At 74.1% G+C, this 19,939-nt stretch carries 14 protein-coding genes; 7 read left to right on the top strand and 7 right to left on the bottom strand.

All coding sequences use genetic code 11. The features are described from left to right. The first annotated feature begins 12 nt into the window (after window positions 1-12). Window positions 13-390: a helix-turn-helix domain-containing protein gene (locus ACYVOO_RS11570; RefSeq protein WP_453346742.1), complete on the top strand. Its 378-nt coding sequence runs from the start codon at window positions 13-15 to the stop codon at window positions 388-390. A gap of 793 nt (window positions 391-1,183) precedes the next feature. On the opposite strand, the gene ACYVOO_RS11565 is transcribed toward ACYVOO_RS11570, so the two are convergent. The 3 genes from ACYVOO_RS11565 to ACYVOO_RS11555 all read right to left on the bottom strand — a co-directional run bounded on the left by ACYVOO_RS11565 (window position 1,184) and on the right by ACYVOO_RS11555 (window position 7,991). Next, complete coding sequence (locus tag ACYVOO_RS11565) at window positions 1,184-1,960, bottom strand: SDR family NAD(P)-dependent oxidoreductase (RefSeq protein ID WP_461015557.1); 777 nt, start codon at window positions 1,958-1,960, stop codon at window positions 1,184-1,186. Between the two features lie 109 nt (window positions 1,961-2,069). Then, window positions 2,070-2,990, bottom strand: a complete 921-nt coding sequence (locus tag ACYVOO_RS11560; protein ID WP_461015556.1) for an Fpg/Nei family DNA glycosylase — start codon at window positions 2,988-2,990, stop codon at window positions 2,070-2,072. 87 nt (window positions 2,991-3,077) lie between these two features. Then, complete coding sequence (locus ACYVOO_RS11555; RefSeq protein WP_461015555.1) at window positions 3,078-7,991, bottom strand: Lhr family ATP-dependent helicase; 4,914 nt, start codon at window positions 7,989-7,991, stop codon at window positions 3,078-3,080. 111 nt (window positions 7,992-8,102) lie between these two features. On the opposite strand from ACYVOO_RS11555, the gene ACYVOO_RS11550 reads away from it, so the two are divergent. After that, window positions 8,103-8,294: a hypothetical protein gene (locus ACYVOO_RS11550; RefSeq protein ID WP_461015554.1), complete on the top strand. Its 192-nt coding sequence runs from the start codon at window positions 8,103-8,105 to the stop codon at window positions 8,292-8,294. 70 nt (window positions 8,295-8,364) lie between these two features. Here ACYVOO_RS11550 and ACYVOO_RS11545 read toward each other — a convergent pair whose 3' ends face one another. Continuing rightward, a complete protein-coding gene (locus tag ACYVOO_RS11545; protein ID WP_461015553.1) occupies window positions 8,365-9,858 on the bottom strand; it encodes an MFS transporter in 1,494 nt (497 codons plus the stop codon). 92 nt (window positions 9,859-9,950) lie between these two features. Beyond that, window positions 9,951-11,396: an alkyl sulfatase dimerization domain-containing protein gene (locus ACYVOO_RS11540; RefSeq protein WP_461015552.1), complete on the bottom strand. Its 1,446-nt coding sequence runs from the start codon at window positions 11,394-11,396 to the stop codon at window positions 9,951-9,953. A 247-nt stretch (window positions 11,397-11,643) separates the two neighbouring features. On the opposite strand from ACYVOO_RS11540, the gene ACYVOO_RS11535 reads away from it, so the two are divergent. Next, entirely contained in the window at window positions 11,644-13,068 is a 1,425-nt protein-coding gene (locus ACYVOO_RS11535; RefSeq protein WP_461015551.1) for a PucR family transcriptional regulator, read from the top strand. A 117-nt stretch (window positions 13,069-13,185) separates the two neighbouring features. Here ACYVOO_RS11535 and ACYVOO_RS11530 read toward each other — a convergent pair whose 3' ends face one another. Next, the gene (locus tag ACYVOO_RS11530) at window positions 13,186-14,097 is read right to left on the bottom strand and encodes a hypothetical protein (RefSeq protein ID WP_461015550.1); all 912 of its coding nucleotides are present in this window, start codon (window positions 14,095-14,097) and stop codon (window positions 13,186-13,188) included. 77 nt (window positions 14,098-14,174) lie between these two features. Here ACYVOO_RS11530 and ACYVOO_RS11525 point away from each other — a divergent pair, with 77 nt between their 5' ends. From ACYVOO_RS11525 to recX, 4 genes are all read left to right on the top strand, one after another. Beyond that, window positions 14,175-14,369 (top strand): DUF3046 domain-containing protein, encoded by a 195-nt coding sequence (locus ACYVOO_RS11525; protein ID WP_453346736.1) that lies wholly within the window; start codon window positions 14,175-14,177, stop codon window positions 14,367-14,369. Between the two features lie 334 nt (window positions 14,370-14,703). Then, window positions 14,704-15,780, top strand: coding sequence for an AI-2E family transporter (locus tag ACYVOO_RS11520; protein WP_461015569.1), 1,077 nt, complete (start codon window positions 14,704-14,706; stop codon window positions 15,778-15,780). A 334-nt stretch (window positions 15,781-16,114) separates the two neighbouring features. Next, window positions 16,115-17,254, top strand: a complete 1,140-nt coding sequence (gene recA / locus ACYVOO_RS11515) for a recombinase RecA (RefSeq protein ID WP_453346735.1) — start codon at window positions 16,115-16,117, stop codon at window positions 17,252-17,254. A gap of 3 nt (window positions 17,255-17,257) precedes the next feature. Next, entirely contained in the window at window positions 17,258-17,908 is a 651-nt protein-coding gene (gene recX, locus ACYVOO_RS11510) for a recombination regulator RecX (protein ID WP_461015549.1), read from the top strand. A 127-nt stretch (window positions 17,909-18,035) separates the two neighbouring features. On the opposite strand, the gene ACYVOO_RS11505 is transcribed toward recX, so the two are convergent. Next, window positions 18,036-19,814: an FAD-dependent monooxygenase gene (locus tag ACYVOO_RS11505; protein ID WP_461015548.1), complete on the bottom strand. Its 1,779-nt coding sequence runs from the start codon at window positions 19,812-19,814 to the stop codon at window positions 18,036-18,038. Window positions 19,815-19,939 lie beyond the last annotated feature (125 nt).

Raw genomic sequence — 19,939 nt, 5'->3', positions numbered from 1 at the left:
GGAGGAGCACCGATGATTCTGCTCCGTCGCCTGCTGGGTGACGTGCTGCGTCGGCAGCGCCAGCGCCAGGGCCGTACCCTGCGCGAAGTCTCTTCGTCCGCCCGTGTGTCGCTCGGCTACCTCTCCGAGGTCGAGCGCGGTCAGAAGGAAGCCTCGTCCGAGTTGCTGTCCTCGATCTGCGACGCACTCGACGTACGGATGTCCGAGCTCATGCGGGAGGTCAGCGACGAGCTGGCGCTCGCGGAGCTGGCCGAGTCCGCCGCGAGCGACTCGGTGCCGCCGATGCGACCGGTGCTCAATCCGGTGACGGTGACCTCCGTCACAGGTGTGCCAGAGGAGCGTGTCACGATCAAGGCACCGGCGGAAGCCGTGGACGTGGTCGCGGCCTGAGACACGTGACCCGCCCCGTCGGGCGTGACCACGGTCCCCGTGACCGGCCGCTTCTTCACAGGCGTGCGAAACGTATGAGGTGAGGGGCCCCGCTGGAAGGTTCCGGCGGGGCTTTTTGCTGTCCTCTTGTGGTCCGCTTGCCCTCGACGGGCCTTCTTTTGTCCTCCACGGGTCTCCTTCGCGCTTCCGGTGTGTGGTCGCGCGTGTGCGCGGGGTGCGGGACGATGGACGGCGGGGCGGGGGAGCGCCCGGCCCGCGAGGCGGGAGGTGACGGACATGGCCGAGATGAACGTGGGCCCGCTGCTGGTGGCCCGCTGCGTCCTGAGTGCCGTCTTCGCCGTGGGCTGGCTGTGCGCCATATGGCGGCTGGCGGTGGGGGAGGGCGGTCCGCTGGAGGCGTCCGTGACGGCCGGGGGATGGGGGCTGAGCCTGCTGCCGGTGAGCGTGACGCGTGCGCCGGGGAGCCGTACGGGGGTGGGTGCCCCGCGCGGCCCGGTGCGGGGCGAGGGTGTGGGGGCGGGGTTCGCGATGGGGGCCGGGGCCGCTGCGGGGCCGGGTGCCGCGCCGGGCGCTGGACCTGGACCGGGGTCCGCCATGAGGCCGGGCACGGGGCCGTACGGGGACGAGGCACGGGGAGGCCGCGGGGGTGCCGGGTCCCGGACGGGGGCCGACGCGGGGCGGGGCGGAGGACTCGGCGCCGTGACCGCCAGGGCTGCCGGGGTTGCCAGGGCCGTCGGCGCCGCCAGGCCGGTCAGGTCGGCCAGAGGTGTCAGGGCCGCCGGACGCGTCCGGTCTACCAGGGCATCGCCACGCCGCCGTTCGGGCGGAGGATCTGGCCGGTCGTGAAGGCGGCGGCGTCCGAGGCGAGGTGGAGCACGGTGTGGGCCACGTCCTCGGGTTCGCCGACCCGCCCCAGGGGGGACATCCGCGTCATGGCCTCCTCGGTCCTGCGCTGCGCCGCGTCGTCGTTGCGCTCGGTCATGGGGGTGCGGATCCAGCCGGGGGCGACGGCGTTGACGCGGATGCCGTGACGGCCGACCTCGGTGGCCAGGGTCTTGGTCAGCTGGACGACGGCGGCCTTCGCCGCGCCGTAGCAGAGCAGCCCGGGGCCGCCGGTGTCCACGGCGCCGGAGGCCATCGTGACGATGCTGCCGCGCGTACCGGTCTCGATCATGCTGCGGGCCGCCGCCTGGCAGGTGCGGAGCACGCCCTTGAAGTTGATGTCGAGCATCCGGTCGAGGTCCGCCTCGTCGGTCTCCAGCACGGGGCTGCTGTGCATCACGCCCGCGACGGCGGCGGCGATGTCGAGGCGGCCACCGGTACGTACGGCCGTGGCGACCGCCGCGTCGACGGCGGCCCGGTCGGTGACGTCGACGGTGTGCGCGTGCGCGGCGCCGCCCTCGGCCGTGATGGCGGCGGCCGTGGCGTGGGCGCCCTTCTCGTCGCGGTCGGCGCAGTGGACCGTGGCGCCCGCTTCGGCGAGCAGCAGGGCTGTGGCGCGGCCGATGCCGCTCGCCGCTCCGGTGACGAGCGCGGTGCGGCCTGTGAGGTCGTACGCCGGGAGGCTCATGGCGTATGACGGTACGCAGCGATCTGACGGGGCGTCAATTGTCGTGCGGGGTCCGCCCGTACGGGGTCGGGCAGCGGGGCGGCGTCGGCTCCGTCGGGGCTCGTCGGACTCAGTCGGGTTCGGTGTGGGCGCGGGTCCCGGTGTCCGTGTCGGTTCCGGTGCTGTGGCCGGGTGCGGGTGCAGGGGTGGGGCCGGGGAGGGGGCCCGGCTGGCAGTGGGGGCAGTACCAGACGGTGCGGGACCGGTCGGGCGGGCCGTACGTACCGGTGCGGATCGTGGCGCCGCAGCGGTGGCAGGGGCGGTGCTCGCGCCCGTAGACCCACAGTGCGCGGTCCCGGTCGTACGGGCCCCCGCGCGCGCCGCCCCTGGGCGTACGCAGCCCGGTCTTGGTGGTGCGCCGGTCGTAGGTGTCCTTGTTGGCCTCCAGCAGAGTGTGCGCCGCGGCGAGGAGGCGGGGCAGCAGCGTGCCGGGGAGGCCGCCGACGGGTGTCCAGGGCGAGACGCGGGCGAGGAAGCACAGCTCGGCGGCGTAGACATTGCCGATCCCGGCGAGGTTGCGCTGGTCGAGCAGGGCCTCGGCGAGGGGGCGTTCCGGTGCGGATCGGAGGCGGCGCACGGCCTCTTCCGCGTCCCAGTCGGGCCCGAGCAGATCGGGGCCCAGATGGCCGACGGCGTGCGACTCCTCGGTGGTGCGCAGCAGTTCGAGGAGGGGGAGGCGGTAGCCGGTGGCGGTGTTGTCCTCGGTGGTGAGGACGGCCCTGATCTGGTGGGCCGGTCCGCCGCGAGGGCCGCGTCCGGTGGGGGCGATCCGCCAGGAGCCGTCCATGCCGAGGTGGGAGTGGAGCGTCAGGCCGCCCGTGACGCGGGTCAGCAGATGCTTGCCGCGCGGGGCCACCTCCAGGACCTGGCGCCCGGTGAGGTCGGCGGTCGCGAGGCGGGGGACGCGGAAGTCGGTGCGGGTCAGGACGCGGCCCGCGAGTGCCTCGTGGAGCCGGTGCGCGGTGTGCCAGACGGTGTCTCCTTCGGGCATGCGGTCATCCTCGCAGGAGCGCGGGTCCGGAGCGCGACGTCGGCGCCGGGCAGGTGCTCGTCTCACTGCTCACTCCGCTCGCCCCGTTCATCCCGCTCGCAGCCGCAGCCCGCGCGGGGTCGCGAGGAAGCCCGCGGCCTCCAGGAGAGCGCCGAAGGGTGAGGTGAGGGCCGGGGAGCCGTTGATCCGTTCGACCGTGACCGTGCCCAGGGCGCCCTCGCGGGCCGAGCGTGCCAGCGCCTCGGCGGCGGCGCGCAGGCGTGGCGTGGCCTCGCCCGGGGCGCCGTCGGCCGCGCGGCCGACGGTGGCCGTGGTGCCGGTCCCGGGCGGGCCGGCCGGTGCCCCCGGACCTGGCGCCCCGGCGAAGGCGGAGGCGGCTCCGACCCCGACCCCGACCCCGGCCTCGGCCGCCGCGTCCGCCGCCGCCTCCGCGCTGGTGCCCGGCCAGGCGAGGAGGGTCTTGCCGCCCCGCTCCATGTAGAGGGCCAGTTCGCCGTCGACGAGGACGACGACGGCTCCCGCCTTGCGCCCCGGCTTGTGTGCCGCGCCCGCCGTGCCCGCCGCGCGTGCGCCGACTCCGCCGGAGGAGGGCGGCTCGGGCCAGGGGAGGGCCGCGCCGTACGCGTTGGCCGGATCGGCGGCGGCCAGGACGGCCGTGCGGAGCTGGGGTTCGCGCTCGCGGGCCGTGCTCACCGCGCGGAGGCGGTCGACGGCGCCGTCCATCGCGAACTGGGCCGCTCCCAGCCCCTCCACCACATAGCCCCTGCGTGCCTGCCCGCTCTCCTCGAAGACGGCCAGCACCCGGTACGCGGCGGAGAAGCCGCCCTCCACCCCCTCGGCGGCGACGGCTCCGCGCGTCACGACGCCGTGCCGGTCCAGCAGGGTGCGGGCCAGGGCGTGGGCGCGGTGGGTGGGCTCCTGCTCCAGGGCTGGGAGCAGGGACCAGCGCCCGGCGACCGTCGGCGGGCCGCCCCGCGAGGCCGTCGGCCGGTTGGTTCCCGCGCGGGCCGTGGCGGCGGTCAGCGAGCCGTAACGTCCGCGGGGTACCGCTCTCTTGGCGCGGTGCGCCGTGGCGCCCGCTGTACGCCCCGAGCCCAGGAGGGAGCGCAGCGGGGACAGCGTGTCGTTGGTGAGGCGGCCCGACCAGGCCAGGTCCCACAGCACGTCGGCGAGCTGCGGGTCGGTGGCCTCGGGGTGGGTGGTGGCGCGGACCTGGTCGGCGATCTGGCGGAAGAACAGGCCGTAGCCGGGAGCGAGCACCTCCAGCGCCGACTGGTGCAGCGGCGTCAGCTCGACGGGCAGCGGGGGCGGCAGGAGCAGCGGTGCCGTGTCCGCGAGGTGGAGGGAGACCCACCCGTCCTTGCCGGGGAGGGCGCCCCCGCCCGCCCACACGACCTCTCCGGAGGCGGTCAGCTCGTCGAGCATGGCAGGGGCGTAGTCGTGGACGCGGCCGGGCAGCACCAGCTTCTCCAGAGCAGAGGCGGGCACGGGCGCGCCCTGCAACTGCTCGACGGTGCGCAGCAGCCCGTCGATGCCGCGCAGGCTGCGGGTGCCCACGTGCTGCCACTGCGGGAGGAAAGCGGCCAGCGCGGCGGGCGGCACCGGTTCCAGCTCCTCGCGGAGCGCCGCGAGGGAACGGCGCCGCAGCCGACGCAGCACCGCGGGATCGCACCACTCCTGCCCGGCGCCTGCGGGGTGGAACTCGCCCTGGACGAGGCGGCCGGCGGCGGCGAGCCGGTGCAGGGCGCCGTCGGCGACGGCGGTGCCCAGGCCGAAGCGGGCCGCCGCGTCGGCGGAGACGAACGGGCCGTGCGTACGCGCGTACCGCGACAGCAGATCACCCAGCGGGTCGGCGACGGGCTCGGTGAACGCCTCCGGCACCCCTACGGGCAGCGCCACTCCCAGCGCGTCCCGCAGGCGTCCGGCGTCCTCGACGGCCGCCCAGTGCTCGTGCCCGGCGACACGCACCCGGATGGCGCGCCGGGCCGATTCCAGTTCGCGGGGCCAGGCGTGCTCGGCGCCGCGCTCGGCCAGTTCGCCGTCGGTGAGGGGGCCCAGCAGCCGCAGCAGATCGGCGACCCCTTCGGCGTCCTTGACGCGGCGGTCCTCCGTACGCCACTGGAGTTCGCGCTCCAGCTCGGACAGGACGTCGGCGTCCAGCAGTTCGCGCAGCTCGGCCTGGCCCAGCAGCTCGGCCAGCAGCCGGGAGTCGAGGGAGAGCGCGGCGGCGCGGCGCTCGGCCAGGGGTGAGTCCCCCTCGTACAGATACTGCGCCACATAGCCGAAGAGGAGGGAGCGCGCGAAGGGCGAGGGCTCGGGTGTGGTGACCTCGACCATGCGGACGCGGCGGGCCTCGATGTCGCCCATCAGCTCGACGAGACCCGGCACGTCGAAGACGTCCTGGAGGCACTCGCGCACGGCCTCCAGGACGATCGGGAACGAGCCGAACTCGCTCGCCACCTGGAGGAGCTGCGACGCGCGCTGGCGCTGCTGCCACAGCGGGGTGCGCTTGCCCGGGTTGCGGCGGGGGAGGAGCAGCGCGCGGGCCGCGCACTCGCGGAAACGGGCGGCGAACAGGGCCGATCCGCCCACCTGGTCGGTGACGATCTGCTGGACCTCGCCCTTGTCGAACAGGACGTCCGAGACGCCGACGGGCGCCTGCTCCGCGTCGTAGGCGCCCCCGCCGGAGCCCGCGCCTCCGCCCGCGTTGCGGCTCGTGCCGCCGTTGCTGCCGGGGCCGGTGGCGGCGACCTCGTCCAGCAGATCGAGGCCCAGCAGATCGGCGTCGGGCAGACGCAGCACCAGCCCGTCGTCGGCGTGCATCACCTGGGCGTCCATGCCGTACCGCTCGGTGAGGCGGGCGCCGAGCGCCAGCGCCCAGGGGGCGTGCACCTGGGCGCCGAAGGGTGAGTGGACGACGACGCGCCAATCGCCCAGCTCGTCACGGAAGCGTTCGACGACGATGGTGCGGTCGTCCGGGACATGGCCCGCCGTCTCGCGCTGCTCCTTGAGATACGCGAGCAGGTTGGAGACGGCCAGCTCGTCCAGCCCGGCGGAGGTGAGGCGGGCGTGTGCCTCCTCGGGGGTGAGGGAGCCGATCTCGCGGAGGAAGGCGCCCAGCGCGCGGCCCAGTTCCAGCGGGCGGCCGAGCTGGTCCCCCTTCCAGAACGGCAGCCGCCCCGGCACCCCCGGGGCGGGCGAGACCAGGACGCGGTCGCGGGTGATGTCCTCGATCCGCCAGGAGGTGGTGCCCAGAGTGAAGACATCGCCGACCCGCGACTCATAGACCATCTCCTCGTCCAGCTCCCCGACCCGGCCGCCGCCCTTCTTCGGATCGGCTCCGGCCAGGAACACCCCGAACAGGCCGCGGTCCGGGATGGTGCCGCCCGAGGTGACCGCGAGCCGCTGCGCACCGGGGCGGGCACTGACCGTCTGCGCGACCCGGTCCCACACGACGCGGGGCCGCAGCTCGGCGAACGCGTCGGACGGATAGCGCCCGGCGAGCATGTCCAGCACCGAGTGGTACGCCGACTCCGGGAGCGAGGCGAAGGGCGCTGCCCTGCGCACGACGGCGAGCAGTTCCCCGACGTCCCAGGTGTCGACGGCGGTCATGGCGACGAGCTGCTGCGCCAGCACGTCCAGCGGGTTGGCGGGGACGCGCAGCGCCTCGATGGCACCCTCGCGCATCCGCTCGGTGACGACGGCGGACTGGACGAGATCCCCCCGGTACTTGGGGAAGACGACACCGGCCGACACCGCCCCCACCTGGTGCCCCGCGCGGCCGACCCGCTGGAGCCCGGAGGCGACCGAGGGCGGCGACTCGACCTGGATCACCAGATCCACCGCGCCCATGTCGATCCCCAGCTCCAGGCTGGAGGTGGCGACCACGGCGGGGAGGCGGCCCGCCTTCAGGTCCTCCTCCACCTGGGCGCGCTGCTCCTTGGACACCGACCCGTGGTGCGCGCGGGCCAGGAGCGCCGGGGCGCCCTTCGCCGCGCCCGCCTCGGCCATCACCTCGGCGGGGGAGTGGTGTTCGGGAAGGGGCTCGCCGGTCTCCCGTTCGTACGCGATCTCGTTCAGCCGGTTGCACAGGCGCTCGGCGAGGCGCCGGGAGTTGGCGAACACGATCGTGGAGCGGTGTGCCTGGACGAGATCGGCGATGCGTTCCTCGACGGAGGGCCAGATGGACGGCTTCCCGCCGCCCCCGGGGCCGTCGCTCCCGGCGTCCTGCGCGGGCGAGGCGCCCAGCTCCCCCATGTCCTCGACGGGGACGACCACCGACAGCTCGAACTCCTTGCCCGAGGGCGGCTGCACGATCGTCGCGCTGCGGCGCGGGGAGAGGAAGCGCGCGACCTCGTCGACCGGGCGCACGGTCGCGGACAGGCCGATGCGCCGGGCCGGGCGCTCCAGCAGCTCGTCCAGCCGCTCCAGGGAGAGCGCCAGATGGGCGCCGCGCTTCGTGCCCGCGACGGCGTGCACCTCGTCCAGGATCACCGTCTCGACGCCGGAGAGCGCGTCCCGTGTCGCGGAGGTGAGCATCAGGAACAGCGACTCGGGTGTGGTGATGAGGATGTCCGGCGGGCGCCGGGCGAGGGAGCGGCGCTCGGCGGGCGGGGTGTCGCCGGAGCGGATCCCGACCCGGATGTCGGGCTCGGGCAGCCCGAGCCGCACGGATTCCTGGCGGATGCCCGTCATCGGGCTGCGCAGATTCCGCTCGACGTCCACGGCGAGGGCCTTGAGCGGCGAGACGTACAGGACCCGGCAGCGCTTGACCGGGTCGGCGGGCGGAGGCGTGGACGCGAGCTGGTCGAGGGACGCGAGGAAGGCGGCCAGCGTCTTGCCGGATCCGGTGGGCGCGACGACGAGCGCGTCCGACTCCTCGGCGAGCGCCTTCCACGCGCCCGCCTGCGCGGCGGTGGGCGCGCTGAAGGCCCCCGTGAACCAGGCCCTGGTCGCGGGGGAGAAGGCGTCGAGTGCCGAGATCCCGTCCATGTCTCCCATCGTGCACCCCGCCACTGACAACGCCCTCGCACGGCGCTGAACGGGCCCGTGACCAGGCCGGGGGACGGCGGCCGGAAGGGCCGAACGGGGGACGCGGACGCGGATGCGGACGTGAACGCGGGCCCGGTCGCGGGAGCCGGTACCGGTGCACGGGGCGGCGGGGCGTGGGCGCGGCACCGGCGGTACGCCGGGCTGCCGTCCAGGACGGTCCGTACGGCGGGGGCGCGCACAGCGGCCCGCGTGCGTGCGGTGCTGGAGGAGCGCAGGCCGGATCCGCCCGGCCTGGCGGAACTGGCGGCGTAGCTGGGCTGCGGCCCCTTCGCGTTGCTGCTGCGAGCCCCCTTCGTGGCGGTGGTCGGCGTCGCCGTGGCGGTCACAGCGGGCGTTCTGATGGTCGGGGGGCAGGCGGTGCGTCGCCGCTACGGGGGCGTGGGTGGGCGTCCGTCCCCGTACCGGCATCGGCACCGGGACCGGCGTCCCGCGCCGTTCCGGGCGTCCCCGGCCCGTCGTGCGGGGGTTCCTCGGGGACGCCGAGGCGTGCCGCGTCCCGTGCGGGGCGCAGGAAGCACGTCACGATCAGCCCGGCGGCGCAGAGGAGCCCCGCCATCAGCAGGTAGGCGTCGCGGTAGCCGCCGGACACCGAGGCGCCCGCGTCGACGACCCGGCCCATCACCAGGGGCGCGAGGAAGCCGCCCAGGGCGAAGATTCCGGTCAGGGCTCCCAGGGCCACGCCGCGCTGGGGCGCGGGGGCGATCCGGGAGACCGCTGTCGTGGCGACGGACAGGATGATGTCGGCCAGTGCCATCGGCCCCAGGAGCAGGACCACCTTCAGCCACAGCACGTCGGTCGTCGCGAACACGGCCGTCGCCACGGCCGAGACCAGCATCAGCGAACCGTTGTTGACCCCGTGCGAGAACGGGGCGCGGCTGACGGGGCCTCCCCTGGCGGCGCGTCTCACCGCGCGCTGCACGATCAGCCCGTGCGTGACCATGGCCAGCCCCTTGGAGAGCGCGGCCAGCATGATCAGCAGGCTGGCGTGCCGCAGGCTCAGCCCGGACGTCTCCTGGAAGTAGTCCGCGGACCACGTCAGCCCGGCCGAGAGCGTCCAGTACGCGGCGAACGCGCCGCAGGCGGCGGCCAGCCAGGTGCCCGAGAGCAGGATCCGCCGGTAGGGCAGCGGACGCGGTCGCTCCGCCTCCGGGCCCTCCGGGTGCTCCCGGTGCCCCGGGGCCGACGCGTGCCCCTGCCCCGGTGCGTGCTTCTGGGGACGGCCGCTCTCCCCGTTCCGGTGGTGTGCGGTACGGGGCGCGTACGGGCCCTCCTGCCCGTACCGCAGCCACAGGAGCGCCCACGCCAGCCCCGCCGCGCCGACCGTGCCGAAGGCCGCGCGCCAGCCCCAGCGGTCGATGACCAGGCCCAGCGTGGGCGCGGCGACGGCCACGCCCGCCGAGGCGCCGAAGAGCAGGACCGAGGTCGGCAGGGTGCGGTCCCGCTGCGCGAACCACCCGTGCAGGTGATGCGTCGCCACCGGCGCCGCGGGGCCCTCGGCCGCGCCCAGCAGGACCCGCGTCACCAGGAGCGTCCCGAACCCCGCGGCGGCGAACACCATGGGCAGTTGCGCCGCCGACCACAGAAGCGCCATCCCCAGGAGCAGCACCGGAGTGCGCACCCTCCGGGTGAGCGCGGAGCCGCCGAGTGCCGCGAGGCTGAACAGGGCGAAGAAGGCCGACGACGCGGTCCCGAACTCCTCGCGGGTCAGCCCCAGCTCGTCCATGACCGGGCTCGCGGACAGGCCAAGCACGGTCTTGTCGGCGAAGTTGACCAGCATGAAGGCGAGCAGCATCCAGGCGGTGCCCCAGGGCGTCACCGTCCGCGCGGGGGCCGCCCCTGACCGCGCGCCACTCCGGCCCCCGCCCCGGCCACCGTCCCGACCACCCCCGGCGCCGCGACGCCCCGGGGTCACGCGCCGTGCCCCGGGGAGCGGCCCCCGCCCCCGGCGCCCTCCCCGGCGCCTTCGGTACCCGCCTTGTCCGTCGCGGACCCGGACACCTCACCGACGCCGATGACGCCCGCCGCGCGCCGCGCCCCCTCCGCGCTGCGCGTCAGCTCCGTCGCGGTGTCCGTGCCCTCGGCGACCGCCGCGGCCTCGGCCGACGCCCAGTGGAAGACGCCGCGCGCCATGGTGGACGTCTCGGCCTCCGCACGCCGCGCGTACACCTCGGACCGCACCCGTGCGACCTCCCGGTCCTCGGGGGCCGCCTGGGCCGCCGTCTCCGCCAGGTGTGCGGCCAGCCGCAGTTCCCCGCGCTCCAGGAGCCCCATGGCGCGCTCGGCGAGCCTGCCCGCGCCGCCTGCCGCCGCCGCCAGCTCCGCGGCGAGGTCGCGCTCGGGGGCGGGCTTGAGATGGGCGGGGTTCTGGTCGTACCAGCCGCCCCACAGCCGCCACAGGTTGCGGACCACGAACTCCGGCTCGTCGTACGCCGGGTGGAGGTACGGGCGCTCCAGCAGCTCGCGCGGCACCTTGACCGTGTGCACGATCTCGTCGAGCCGCTTGCCCTCGTTCATGAGGGTGCGGGTCTGCTCGCACAGGGTCTCCAGGAGCGCCGCGCTGTCGCCGAGCGCCTGGCTGACCCGGTCGGCGCCGGTGATCGGCACGCCGTGGCCCGGAAGCAGCACCTCCGCGCCCAGCTCCCGCATCGCCCGCAGCGCCCGCGCCCACTCCTCGGGGTAACGCTGCACCTTCTGCGGGTTGCCCGCGTTGGGGCTGTTCCAGATGAACAGATCCCCGGTACACAGGACGCGCAGTTCGGGTATCCACACGTACGTGGCGTCGTCCGTCTCGCCGCGCGCGTGGACCAGCTCGAAGGTCAGGTCGCCGTGCCGCACGGTGAGCCGGTCGCGGTAGGTGGTGTCGGGGTAGCGGTAGCTGGTCGGCCAGTTCAGCGTGGGTACCCCGAACTGGCGGCGGTTGATCCAGGAGTTGTAACCGGCTGTGCTGACATAGCGGTCGAAGCGCTCGGACACCGCCTCGTGCCCGATGACCTCGGGCAGCGGAACTCCCTGTTCCGTGGCCTCCTGGTCGAAGGGCGCGACACCGAAGACGTGGTCGACGTGGCCGTGCGTGTAGACGACGGTACGGACGGGCGCGTCCGAGTAGTCCCGTACGGCCGCGTGCAGTGTCTTCGCCGTACGGAAGTCCCCGGAGTCGACGAGCACCAGGCCGTCGCCCGAGTCGAAGACCGCCACGTTGGCGAACGCGGGGAAGAACCCGGCGCGTTCGCCGATCCGGACCAGCTCGGGGCGCGTGTACGTCCCCGTCAGATGCGGCAGCAGGGTCTCCTCGCCCCGCCAGACCCGCTCCGCGTAGTCGAGATACCCGTCGCCGTTCTCCTTGTGCTGCGTCATACCGGGCGGCTCCTTCTGCGTTCCATGGGCGTGTGCTGGACCTGGGCCGGGCTTGTGCCGCCATCACCAGGTGTTTCCCGAGTCTCGGCCGGACACCCGGAACGCCGACATCCGCTCTCGTCACACGAGGGAGCCGTGCGTAATGTGACGCATCACAAGGCGGGCGTTCCTGTCGGGCATCGGAGAGCCACCAGGGGGCGTCGGGGCCCGTCAGGGAGTCAGGGGAGCCAGGGAGGAGGTGCGTGCCGTGGCGGAGCGCGGGAACGCCGCGGGCAGCGGTGCGGCGGGCGAGGACGAGCGCGGCACAGACGGGGGCGTCGCGGGGCTGTCCGACGCGGCACGGGAGCTGGCACTGCGCTGCGAGCCCCGCGTCAACGAACTGGCCCGCCGCATGGCACGTGACGCCTTCGAGCGGATTCCCGGGTACGCGGCCATCCCCGGCGACATGAAGGACCTGGAGATCGCCGCGACGGCCCGTTACGGGATGCGGCTGTTCATGCGCCGCGTCCGCGACCCGAACGCCCGGCACGGCGACAACGGCCTCTTCCGCGAACGCGCCGCCCAGCGCGCGGAGGAGGGAGTTCCGCTCCATCTGCTGCTGCGCTCGCACTCCATGGGCGTCCACGTGCTCTGGCAGGCGCTGCGCGAATCAGCCCGCCCCGGGGAGGACGCCGCGCTCACGGAACTCGCCGACCTCCTGCTCCGCACGCACGAGAGCACCATCGGAGCCGTCGCCCAGGCATACATGGACGAACGCGCGGCCCTGGACGCCGAGCGCCGCGAACACCGCCGCTCCCTGGTCCGCGCCCTGCTCGACGGCTCCCTGGGGGCGGGCACGGGCGCCGCGCCACCGTGCCCACGGGGGACGGGGACGCCGGACAGCGCGGCGGACCACGCGGAGGAGGAAGCGGAAGAGAGAGCCGCACGGGAAGCGGAAGGGAACGTCGGCAACACTCACAGCGGGCGTGACGGGCGCAGTGGGCGGCTGGCCGAACTCGGCCTGGAGCCTGGCGGTGCCTGCCTGGTGCTCGCCCTGGCTGTCCCCGCGTCGTCGGGGCAGGACTCGCCCGTGGCACGCCGCCGCGTGCTGCGCCGCGTCCAGACGGTGCTCGACCACGCCTTCGGTACGGAGGTCGCATCGCTCCTCGACGGCGCGCACGACGGCGGCATCGGCAAGGCGGTGGTGCCGGGCAGCCCCGAACCGCCGCCCGGCCTCATGGACCGGCTGCGCCGGGCGAGCGGCGGCCCGGTGCGCGCCGCGGCCGTCTCCGCGCGGACGCCGGACGAGGTGCCGCAGGCCGCCCGTACGGCGGCCGAGGTGGTGCGGGTGGCACGCGCCGCTGGGCTGCCACCTGGGCTGCACCGGCTGGAGGACGTGCTGCTGGAGTTCCATCTGTCGCGCCGCGACGCGAGCAGCGGCGCCATCGCCGCGCTGCTCGACCCGCTCGGCGGCAGCCCGGAGCTGACCGGGACCCTCCGCGTCCATCTGGAACAGTCCCAACGGCGCCGCGACACGGCCAGGCTGCTGGGCGTCCACCCGAACACCGTCGACAACCGGCTCGCCAGGATCACCGAGCTGACCGGCCTCGACCTCTCCGCACCCCGGGGCACCGCCCTCGCCCTCGCGGCACTGCTGCTGCGGGGCGAGGCGGGCGCGCCGGAGCAGCCGTAGGAGCCGCCGGAGCAGGGCTCCTGCCGCGCACCGGGACCCGGGCCTGGCCTCGGCCCCGGAACCGGAAGCCAGACCTGGGCCCAGGGGCCGGGCCGGAACCGGACGCGGACCGTCCGTCTAGATCGCGCGCCCGTAGGCACGCAGCGTCAGCAGCGCCTCGACCGTCAGCCGGGGACGGCTCTCCAGCTCCGTCCCCGGCGCCCACAGCCGCCAGTTCACCGGCCAGCCGCCGTCCTCGCACTGGCGCGCCGCGAGGGCGTCGAGACCGCGCGCCATCTCCTCGTCCGTGAACCAGCGCCGCGCCAGGGAGCCGGGCTCACGGGCGAAGTCGGTGACGTAGTGGTACTCGCCGGGCGCGTAGCCCTCCGCGACGGGGAACTCCGCCTCGCGCTCCGGATCCGTCACCGCCAGCCGCTGCTCCCGTACGAGCCGTCCCAGCCGCTCGGCCGCCGCCTCCGCGCGCGGCCGGTCGGGGACGCCGTCCAGGAAGGCGACGGCCGCGTGCACCTCGTACGGGTGCGTCGTCTCCAGCCCCTCGACCGTGGCCCAGCAGAAGTCGGTCGCCCGGAACAGCCAGGCGTGCCACACGTCGTTGCGGTGCAGCGTCCCGACGACGGGCCCCGTGGCGAGCAGATCGCTGGGGGGATCGTCCACGACGGGGATCCAGGGCGCTGAGGGATAGCCGCGCAGCGAGGGATGCAGCGCGGGCAGCGCGCCCTCACGCGTGGAGACACCGGTCAGATAGCGGCAGACGCGCTCCACCCGCTGCCCTCCGCAGCGCCCGATCCCGTCCAGCACCCGCAGCGCCGTGGCCGTGTGCAGCGGCTGGCTGACCGGGCCGCGCAGATCGGGCTCCAGCGCGTGCCCGTAACCGCCGTCGGAATTGCGGTACGCGTCGAGCGCCGTCTCGACGGTGTCGGCGTCGCCGCCCAGGAAGTGGTGCTCGAACCGCCGCTGCTCCAGCACGCGCGCGGTCAGCCAGACGAAGTGTTCGGCCCGGGAGAGGGGCGTCGCTGAGGTGGGGACCATCGTCCGACCGTAGGCGCAAGCGGCTGCCCGGTCACGGGACCGGACGGGAGGCCCCCTGTGGGCGGGATACTGGAGGCATGCGGTTGACGGACTTCTGGGAGCGGATGGCCGACCACTTCGGTGGTTCCTACGCCGACTCCTTCGCGCGGGACCACGTGATGGCCGAGCTGGGCGGGCGTACTGTCCGCGAGGCACTCGACGCCGGGTGGGAGGCGAAGGACGTCTGGCGGGCCGTGTGCGCCGCCATGGACGTTCCGGCCGACAAGAGGTGAGTCGCGCGGCGGGCGCCTGACCCCGTGAGCGAGACTTTGCACCGTGGGAGCGCCAGAAGACGAGGCCCGGAACGCGCCGGGCGGCCCGGAAGGGCAGCGGAAGGGCCGCGCGGAGACCGGCGGCGAGGGGACCGGCGGGGGGACCATGGCCGACGAAGGTACCGGTGGCGGTGCGCCCCGTGGAGGGGCCGACGGCGCGACCCGCGACGGCGCGACGCGTTGCGCGGGTGACGGTGACGCGGCGCGTGGCTCGGGTGCCGGCCGCGGTGAGGGCGCGGCCCTGCACACGGGACCGCACGCGGACGGCGGCCGGCGGGAGCCTGGCCACAGCGGCATGCCGCGCTGGCTGCCCCGCGCCTTCGTGCTCGCCCTGGCCCTCGTGGGCTGCTACCAGCTCGCGAGCTGGGCCTTCCACCAGCTCGTCGGACTGCTGCTGAACGTCCTGATCGCCTTCTTCCTGGCGCTGGCCATGGAACCCGCCGTGAACCGGCTCGTGGCGCGCGGGATGCGCCGCGGACTCGCCACGGGAGTCGTCTTCCTGCTGCTGCTCGCGCTGACCGTCGGATTCTTCGGCGCGCTCGGCTCGGTGTTCGCCGACCAGATCACCCGGATCATCGACGACCTTCCCTCGTACGTGGACGACGTGGTCGTCTGGATCAACCAGACCTTCCACGCGGACCTGAACGTCGGCAAGCTCCAGGACAACGTCCTGCACTCCGACTGGCTGCGCGGCTACCTCCAGGACAACGCCGAGAACGTGTGGGGCCTGTCCGCCACCGTCCTCGGAGCCGTCTTCCAACTGCTGACGGTCTTCCTGTTCGCCTTCTACTTCGCCGCCGACGGGCCCAGGCTGCGGCGCGCGCTGTGCTCCGTGCTGCCGCCCGCTCGGCAGGCAGAGGTGCTGCGGGCCTGGGAGATCGCCGTCGCCAAGACCGGCGGCTACATCTACTCGCGCGCCCTCATGGCGGTGGTCTCGGGCGTCGCGCACTACCTCTTCCTCGAACTGCTCGACGTGCCGTACGCGCCCGCGCTGGGCATCTGGGTCGGCGTGGTCTCCCAGTTCGTCCCGACCGTGGGCACCTACATCGCCGGAGCCCTGCCGATGCTGCTCGGGTTCACCGTCAACCCGTGGACGGCGGTGTGGGTGCTGGCCTTCGTCGTGGTGTACCAGCAGTTCGAGAACTACCTGCTGCAACCGAGGATCACCGCCAGGACCGTGGACATCCACCCGGCCGTCGCCTTCGGCTCGGTGATCGCGGGCACCGCGCTGATGGGAGTGATCGGCGCGCTGATCGCCATCCCGGCGACGGCGACCCTCCAGGGGTTCCTGGGCGCTTACGTGAAGCGGTACGACGTGACCGACCCGCGGGCCCACGAGGTACGGCGGCACCGGATCCGCCGCCGCACCTGATCAGTCTCCGATCCTGAACCGGGTTTCCGGCGGCGCGAAGACCGTTTTCCGGGGATTTCCGAGCGCTCGGAAACCGGTTCCCGAAGTTGCGAAGAAGCTGCCTGAGCTGCTCCCCGCAACGAAGAGGGTCGCTCTGACCTGCGGTTTCATGAGTTATCCACAGGCTCAGGGAGTGGCTTGACTCAAATATCGAACATGGATTCTTATAGGTGTCCTCGGCGAGTTCCCCCACTCCGGACGCTCCGGACGGGAGCGGGTCCGGGCCGATTGTCAGTGGCAGCCGCTAGCGTCTCTGAACGTGAAGCGATCGACTCAAGCAAACCGGGTGGCACCCATGGCAGAAACCGACCGCGAGAAGGCGCTTGAAACCGCCCTCGCGCAGATTGAACGGCAGTTCGGCAAGGGCGCCGTGATGCGCATGGGCGAGCGGCCGAACGAGCCCATCGAAGTCATCCCGACCGGATCCACCGCCCTTGACGTGGCCCTCGGCGTCGGCGGCCTGCCGCGCGGCCGGGTCGTCGAGGTGTACGGCCCGGAGTCCTCCGGCAAGACGACTCTGACTCTCCACGCGGTGGCCAACGCCCAGAAGGCGGGCGGCACGGTGGCCTTCGTGGACGCCGAGCACGCCCTCGACCCCGAGTACGCCAAGAAGCTCGGAGTCGACACCGACGGCCTGATCCTCTCCCAGCCGGACAACGGCGAGCAGGCGCTGGAAATCGTGGACATGCTGATCAGGTCCGGCGCGCTCGATCTGATCGTCGTGGACTCGGTCGCCGCGCTCGTCCCGCGCGCGGAGATCGAGGGCGAGATGGGCGACTCGCACGTCGGCCTCCAGGCCCGGCTCATGAGCCAGGCCCTGCGCAAGATCACCGGTGCGCTCAGTCACTCCAAGACCACCGCGATCTTCATCAACCAGCTCCGCGAGAAGGTCGGCGTGATGTTCGGCTCGCCGGAGACCACGACCGGCGGCCGCGCCCTGAAGTTCTACGCCTCGGTGCGGCTCGACATCCGCCGCATCGAGACCCTCAAGGACAGCACCGAGGCCGTGGGCAACCGCACCCGCGTCAAGGTCGTCAAGAACAAGGTCGCGCCGCCCTTCAAGCAGGCCGAGTTCGACATCCTCTACGGCCAGGGCATCAGCCGCGAGGGCGGCCTGATCGACATGGGCGTCGATCACGGCTTCATCCGCAAGTCCGGCGCCTGGTACACGTACGAGGGCGATCAGCTCGGCCAGGGCAAGGAGAACGCCCGGAACTTCCTCCGGGACAATCCCGACCTCGCCAACGAGATCGAGAAGAAGATCAAGGAAAAGCTCGGCATCGGCGTGCGGCCGGAGGAGCCCGCGGCCGAGCCCGGCGCGGACGCCGCGGGTGCGGGGGCGGAGGGGGCCCCGGGCACTGCGGAAGCGGCCAAGACCGTGCCCGCCCCGGCCTCCAAGGCCAAGGCGGCCAAGTCCTCCGCCGCCAAGAGCTGATCCGTGACACGGCGCACCCACTGGCCGGAACACGAAGACAGCGGTGGCCCTGACTCGTCGAGGGCCGGGACAGGGCCACCGCGTACCTCGCACTTCTCACGGCCACGGGGGGCCGAAGGGAAGGGGGAGGGTGCTCCACAGGAGCCGCAGGACCCCGCGGAACGGGCGCGTGCGATCTGTCTGCGGCTGCTCACCGGGACCGCTCGCACCCGGCAGCAGCTGGCCGAGGCACTGAGCAAGCGGGAGGTGCCCGAGGACGTCGCGGAGGAGGTGCTGTCCCGCTTCGAGGAGGTGGGGCTGATCGATGACGCGGCGTTCGCGGACGCCTGGGTCGAATCGCGGCACCACAGTCGCGGGCTGGCCCGGCGGGCCCTCGCCCGTGAGCTGCGGACCAAAGGCGTGGACTCCGCCCTCGTCGAGGAGGCGATCGGGCAGCTCGACGCCGATCAGGAGGCGGAGACGGCCCGCGCCCTGGTGGACCGGAAGCTGCGCTCCACCCGGGGCCTCGACCGGGAGAAGCGGATCCGCCGCCTCGCGGGGATGCTCGCCCGCAAGGGGTACGGCGAAGGGCTCGCGCTGCGCGTGGTGCGACAGGCGTTGGAAGACGAGGGGGAGGACCCGGAGGAGCTGGAACAGCACCTCCCGGACCACTGACGACCACCGACGGGGGACGGGGGACGGGGCAACTGACGGGGGTGGGGGGAGGGGGAGGGGTGGGGGCCCTGCAACACGGGGGTTTGCAGGGCCACACCCCTTCACACACCCTCACGCCCCGCGCCCTTCACGCCCGCCCGGTTCCGGCTCCGCCCCTCCCCGATGCCCCGGCCTTCCCTGCTTTCCCGGCCGCGTCGTCCTTCCCCGGGGGCCGTGTCTTCTCGTGCGCCTTCTCCCGCGTTTTCTCCCGTGACTTCTCCAGGGCGGCGGCCCGCGCAGTGGCGGCGGTGCGGCCGGTGACGGCGTCGACGCAGGCGCGCAGTTCGCCGGTGCGGATGCCGGGGAGGGCGGCGACGAGGTGGCCGTCGGCGCGGATGACCAGCACCGTGTGGGCGGCGGCGCCCGGATAGCTCTCCGTCACCAGCAGTTCCGCGCGCAGCGGCAGGGCGTCGACGGAGGCGGCCAGTTCCGGCATCATGCCCGCCGACAGCCAGTGGCGGCTGTCCCACACCCCCGTGCCAGGTGCCACCAGGAGCACCAGCAGTTCGCCCCCCACGCCGCCGAGCCGCTCACGCAGGTGCACCTGCTGCCCGTTCAGGGCGGTCACCGGCACATCGCGCACCGGCGAGCCCGGAGCCGTACCCACGGGAACCGAGGCGACGGCGCCCCGTGGCAGGGTCAGCGGGGACCGTTCGTAGGCGGGGGGCGCGCCCAGCAGTCCGCTGCCCACATGGCCGTCCGTGAGGAGGCCGAGGTGGGAGCGGGCGCCACCGCCGGGCAGCAGGGCGCGCAGTCCGCCGCCTCCGCGCCGTACCACGGTCATGGCCTGGTCGACGGCGCGCAGCCGGGCGGCGACGGCGGTGCGGCGTTCCGCCTCGTAGCTGTCCAGCAGTGCCTCGGTCGCCTCGCCGAGCCCGCTGGTCGTCGCCCCGGTGGGGTGCTGGGGGTGGGGCGGGCGGTCGCCGTGGTGCCAGGCGTGGGCGATCTTCCAGGCGAGGTTGGTCGCGTCCCGCAGCCCCTCGTCGACGGACTGGACGCCCAGCGCCCCCATCAGATGGGCCGCGTCCCCGGCCAGGAACGCGCGGTCGACGCGCCAGCGCCGGGCCAGTCGCTGGTGGGTGGTGTAGACGCCGGTGTCGAGGAGTTCGTACGGGCCGACGGCCGAGGCGTCCGCGCTGTCGGTGCCGTACCACTGGGCGAGGGTCGTATGGACGCGGTGGAGCAGTTCGTCGGGTGTGACCAGGTCGCCCCGTGGCGGCAGCAGCCAGTCCAGCCGCCATACGCCCCCTGGCAGCGGCCGGGCCGTCACCTCGCCGGGCCGTCCGCCCAGGTCCCGGTGCAGCAGCGCCTCCCCGTCCCAGGGGAGGCGGGTGCGCAGCGCGGCGACAGCGTGCCGTTCGACGGCCGTACGCCCCGTGAACCTCACCCCGAGCAGCTTGCGCACCGTGGAGCGTGCGCCGTCGCAGCCGACCAGATAGCTGCCCCGCCACCATGTGCCGCCCGCGCCACGGGTGTGCGCGGTGACGCCGTCGGCGTCCTGTTCGAGGATGTCCAGGTGGCTGCCCGTGACCACGCGGGCGAGCTTCTCCTCGTCGAGCGCGGCGCGCAGGGAGCGCTCGACGGTGTGCTGCTCGATGTGTACGGGGGAGGTCTCCTCGTCGAGTTCGACGCGCCGTACGAGCTGGCGCCGCCGCTGGGCGCGCCAGGCGGACCAGCGGGCGCCGGGGACGGGCGGGAGGCAGGCGGCCGTGTCCGGCCTGAGTACGCAGGTGCGGGCCGCGCGCGGGACGACCTCGCCGTCCGTGGCGTCCAGGACGACGGAGGGGACGTGGTGGCGGGCGAGGGCGAGCGAGAGCGCGAGTCCGGTCGGCCCCGCGCCGACGACGATGACCTCGGACTCGCTCACGCGTCCGTCTCCGGGGCGGTCCGTGGGGTACGAGCCGTACGGGGGCGGAGAGTTGGAGCCGATGGAGCCCGGTGCGCGATCACAGAACGTATGCAACCTAGTGCCTGGTCATGCGTCAAGCTGCG

This window comes from Streptomyces daliensis, from assembly GCF_054782395.1.
Note: the sequence above shows the minus strand (reverse complement) of the source record. Positions and strands in the feature narration are given on the sequence as shown.

What these genes read in the sequence shown, in the direction of transcription:
- ACYVOO_RS11570 (WP_453346742.1), top strand. Translation starts at nt 13, where the DNA reads ATGATTCTGCTCCGTCGCCTGCTGGGTGACGTGCTGCGTCGGCAGCGC.
- ACYVOO_RS11565 (WP_461015557.1), bottom strand. Translation starts at nt 1,960, where the DNA reads ATGAGCCTCCCGGCGTACGACCTCACAGGCCGCACCGCGCTCGTCACC.
- ACYVOO_RS11560 (WP_461015556.1), bottom strand. Translation starts at nt 2,990, where the DNA reads ATGCCCGAAGGAGACACCGTCTGGCACACCGCGCACCGGCTCCACGAG.
- ACYVOO_RS11555 (WP_461015555.1), bottom strand. Translation starts at nt 7,991, where the DNA reads ATGGGAGACATGGACGGGATCTCGGCACTCGACGCCTTCTCCCCCGCG.
- ACYVOO_RS11540 (WP_461015552.1), bottom strand. Translation starts at nt 11,396, where the DNA reads ATGACGCAGCACAAGGAGAACGGCGACGGGTATCTCGACTACGCGGAG.
- ACYVOO_RS11530 (WP_461015550.1), bottom strand. Translation starts at nt 14,097, where the DNA reads ATGGTCCCCACCTCAGCGACGCCCCTCTCCCGGGCCGAACACTTCGTC.
- ACYVOO_RS11525 (WP_453346736.1), top strand. Translation starts at nt 14,175, where the DNA reads ATGCGGTTGACGGACTTCTGGGAGCGGATGGCCGACCACTTCGGTGGT.
- ACYVOO_RS11520 (WP_461015569.1), top strand. Translation starts at nt 14,704, where the DNA reads ATGCCGCGCTGGCTGCCCCGCGCCTTCGTGCTCGCCCTGGCCCTCGTG.
- recA (WP_453346735.1), top strand. Translation starts at nt 16,115, where the DNA reads ATGGCAGAAACCGACCGCGAGAAGGCGCTTGAAACCGCCCTCGCGCAG.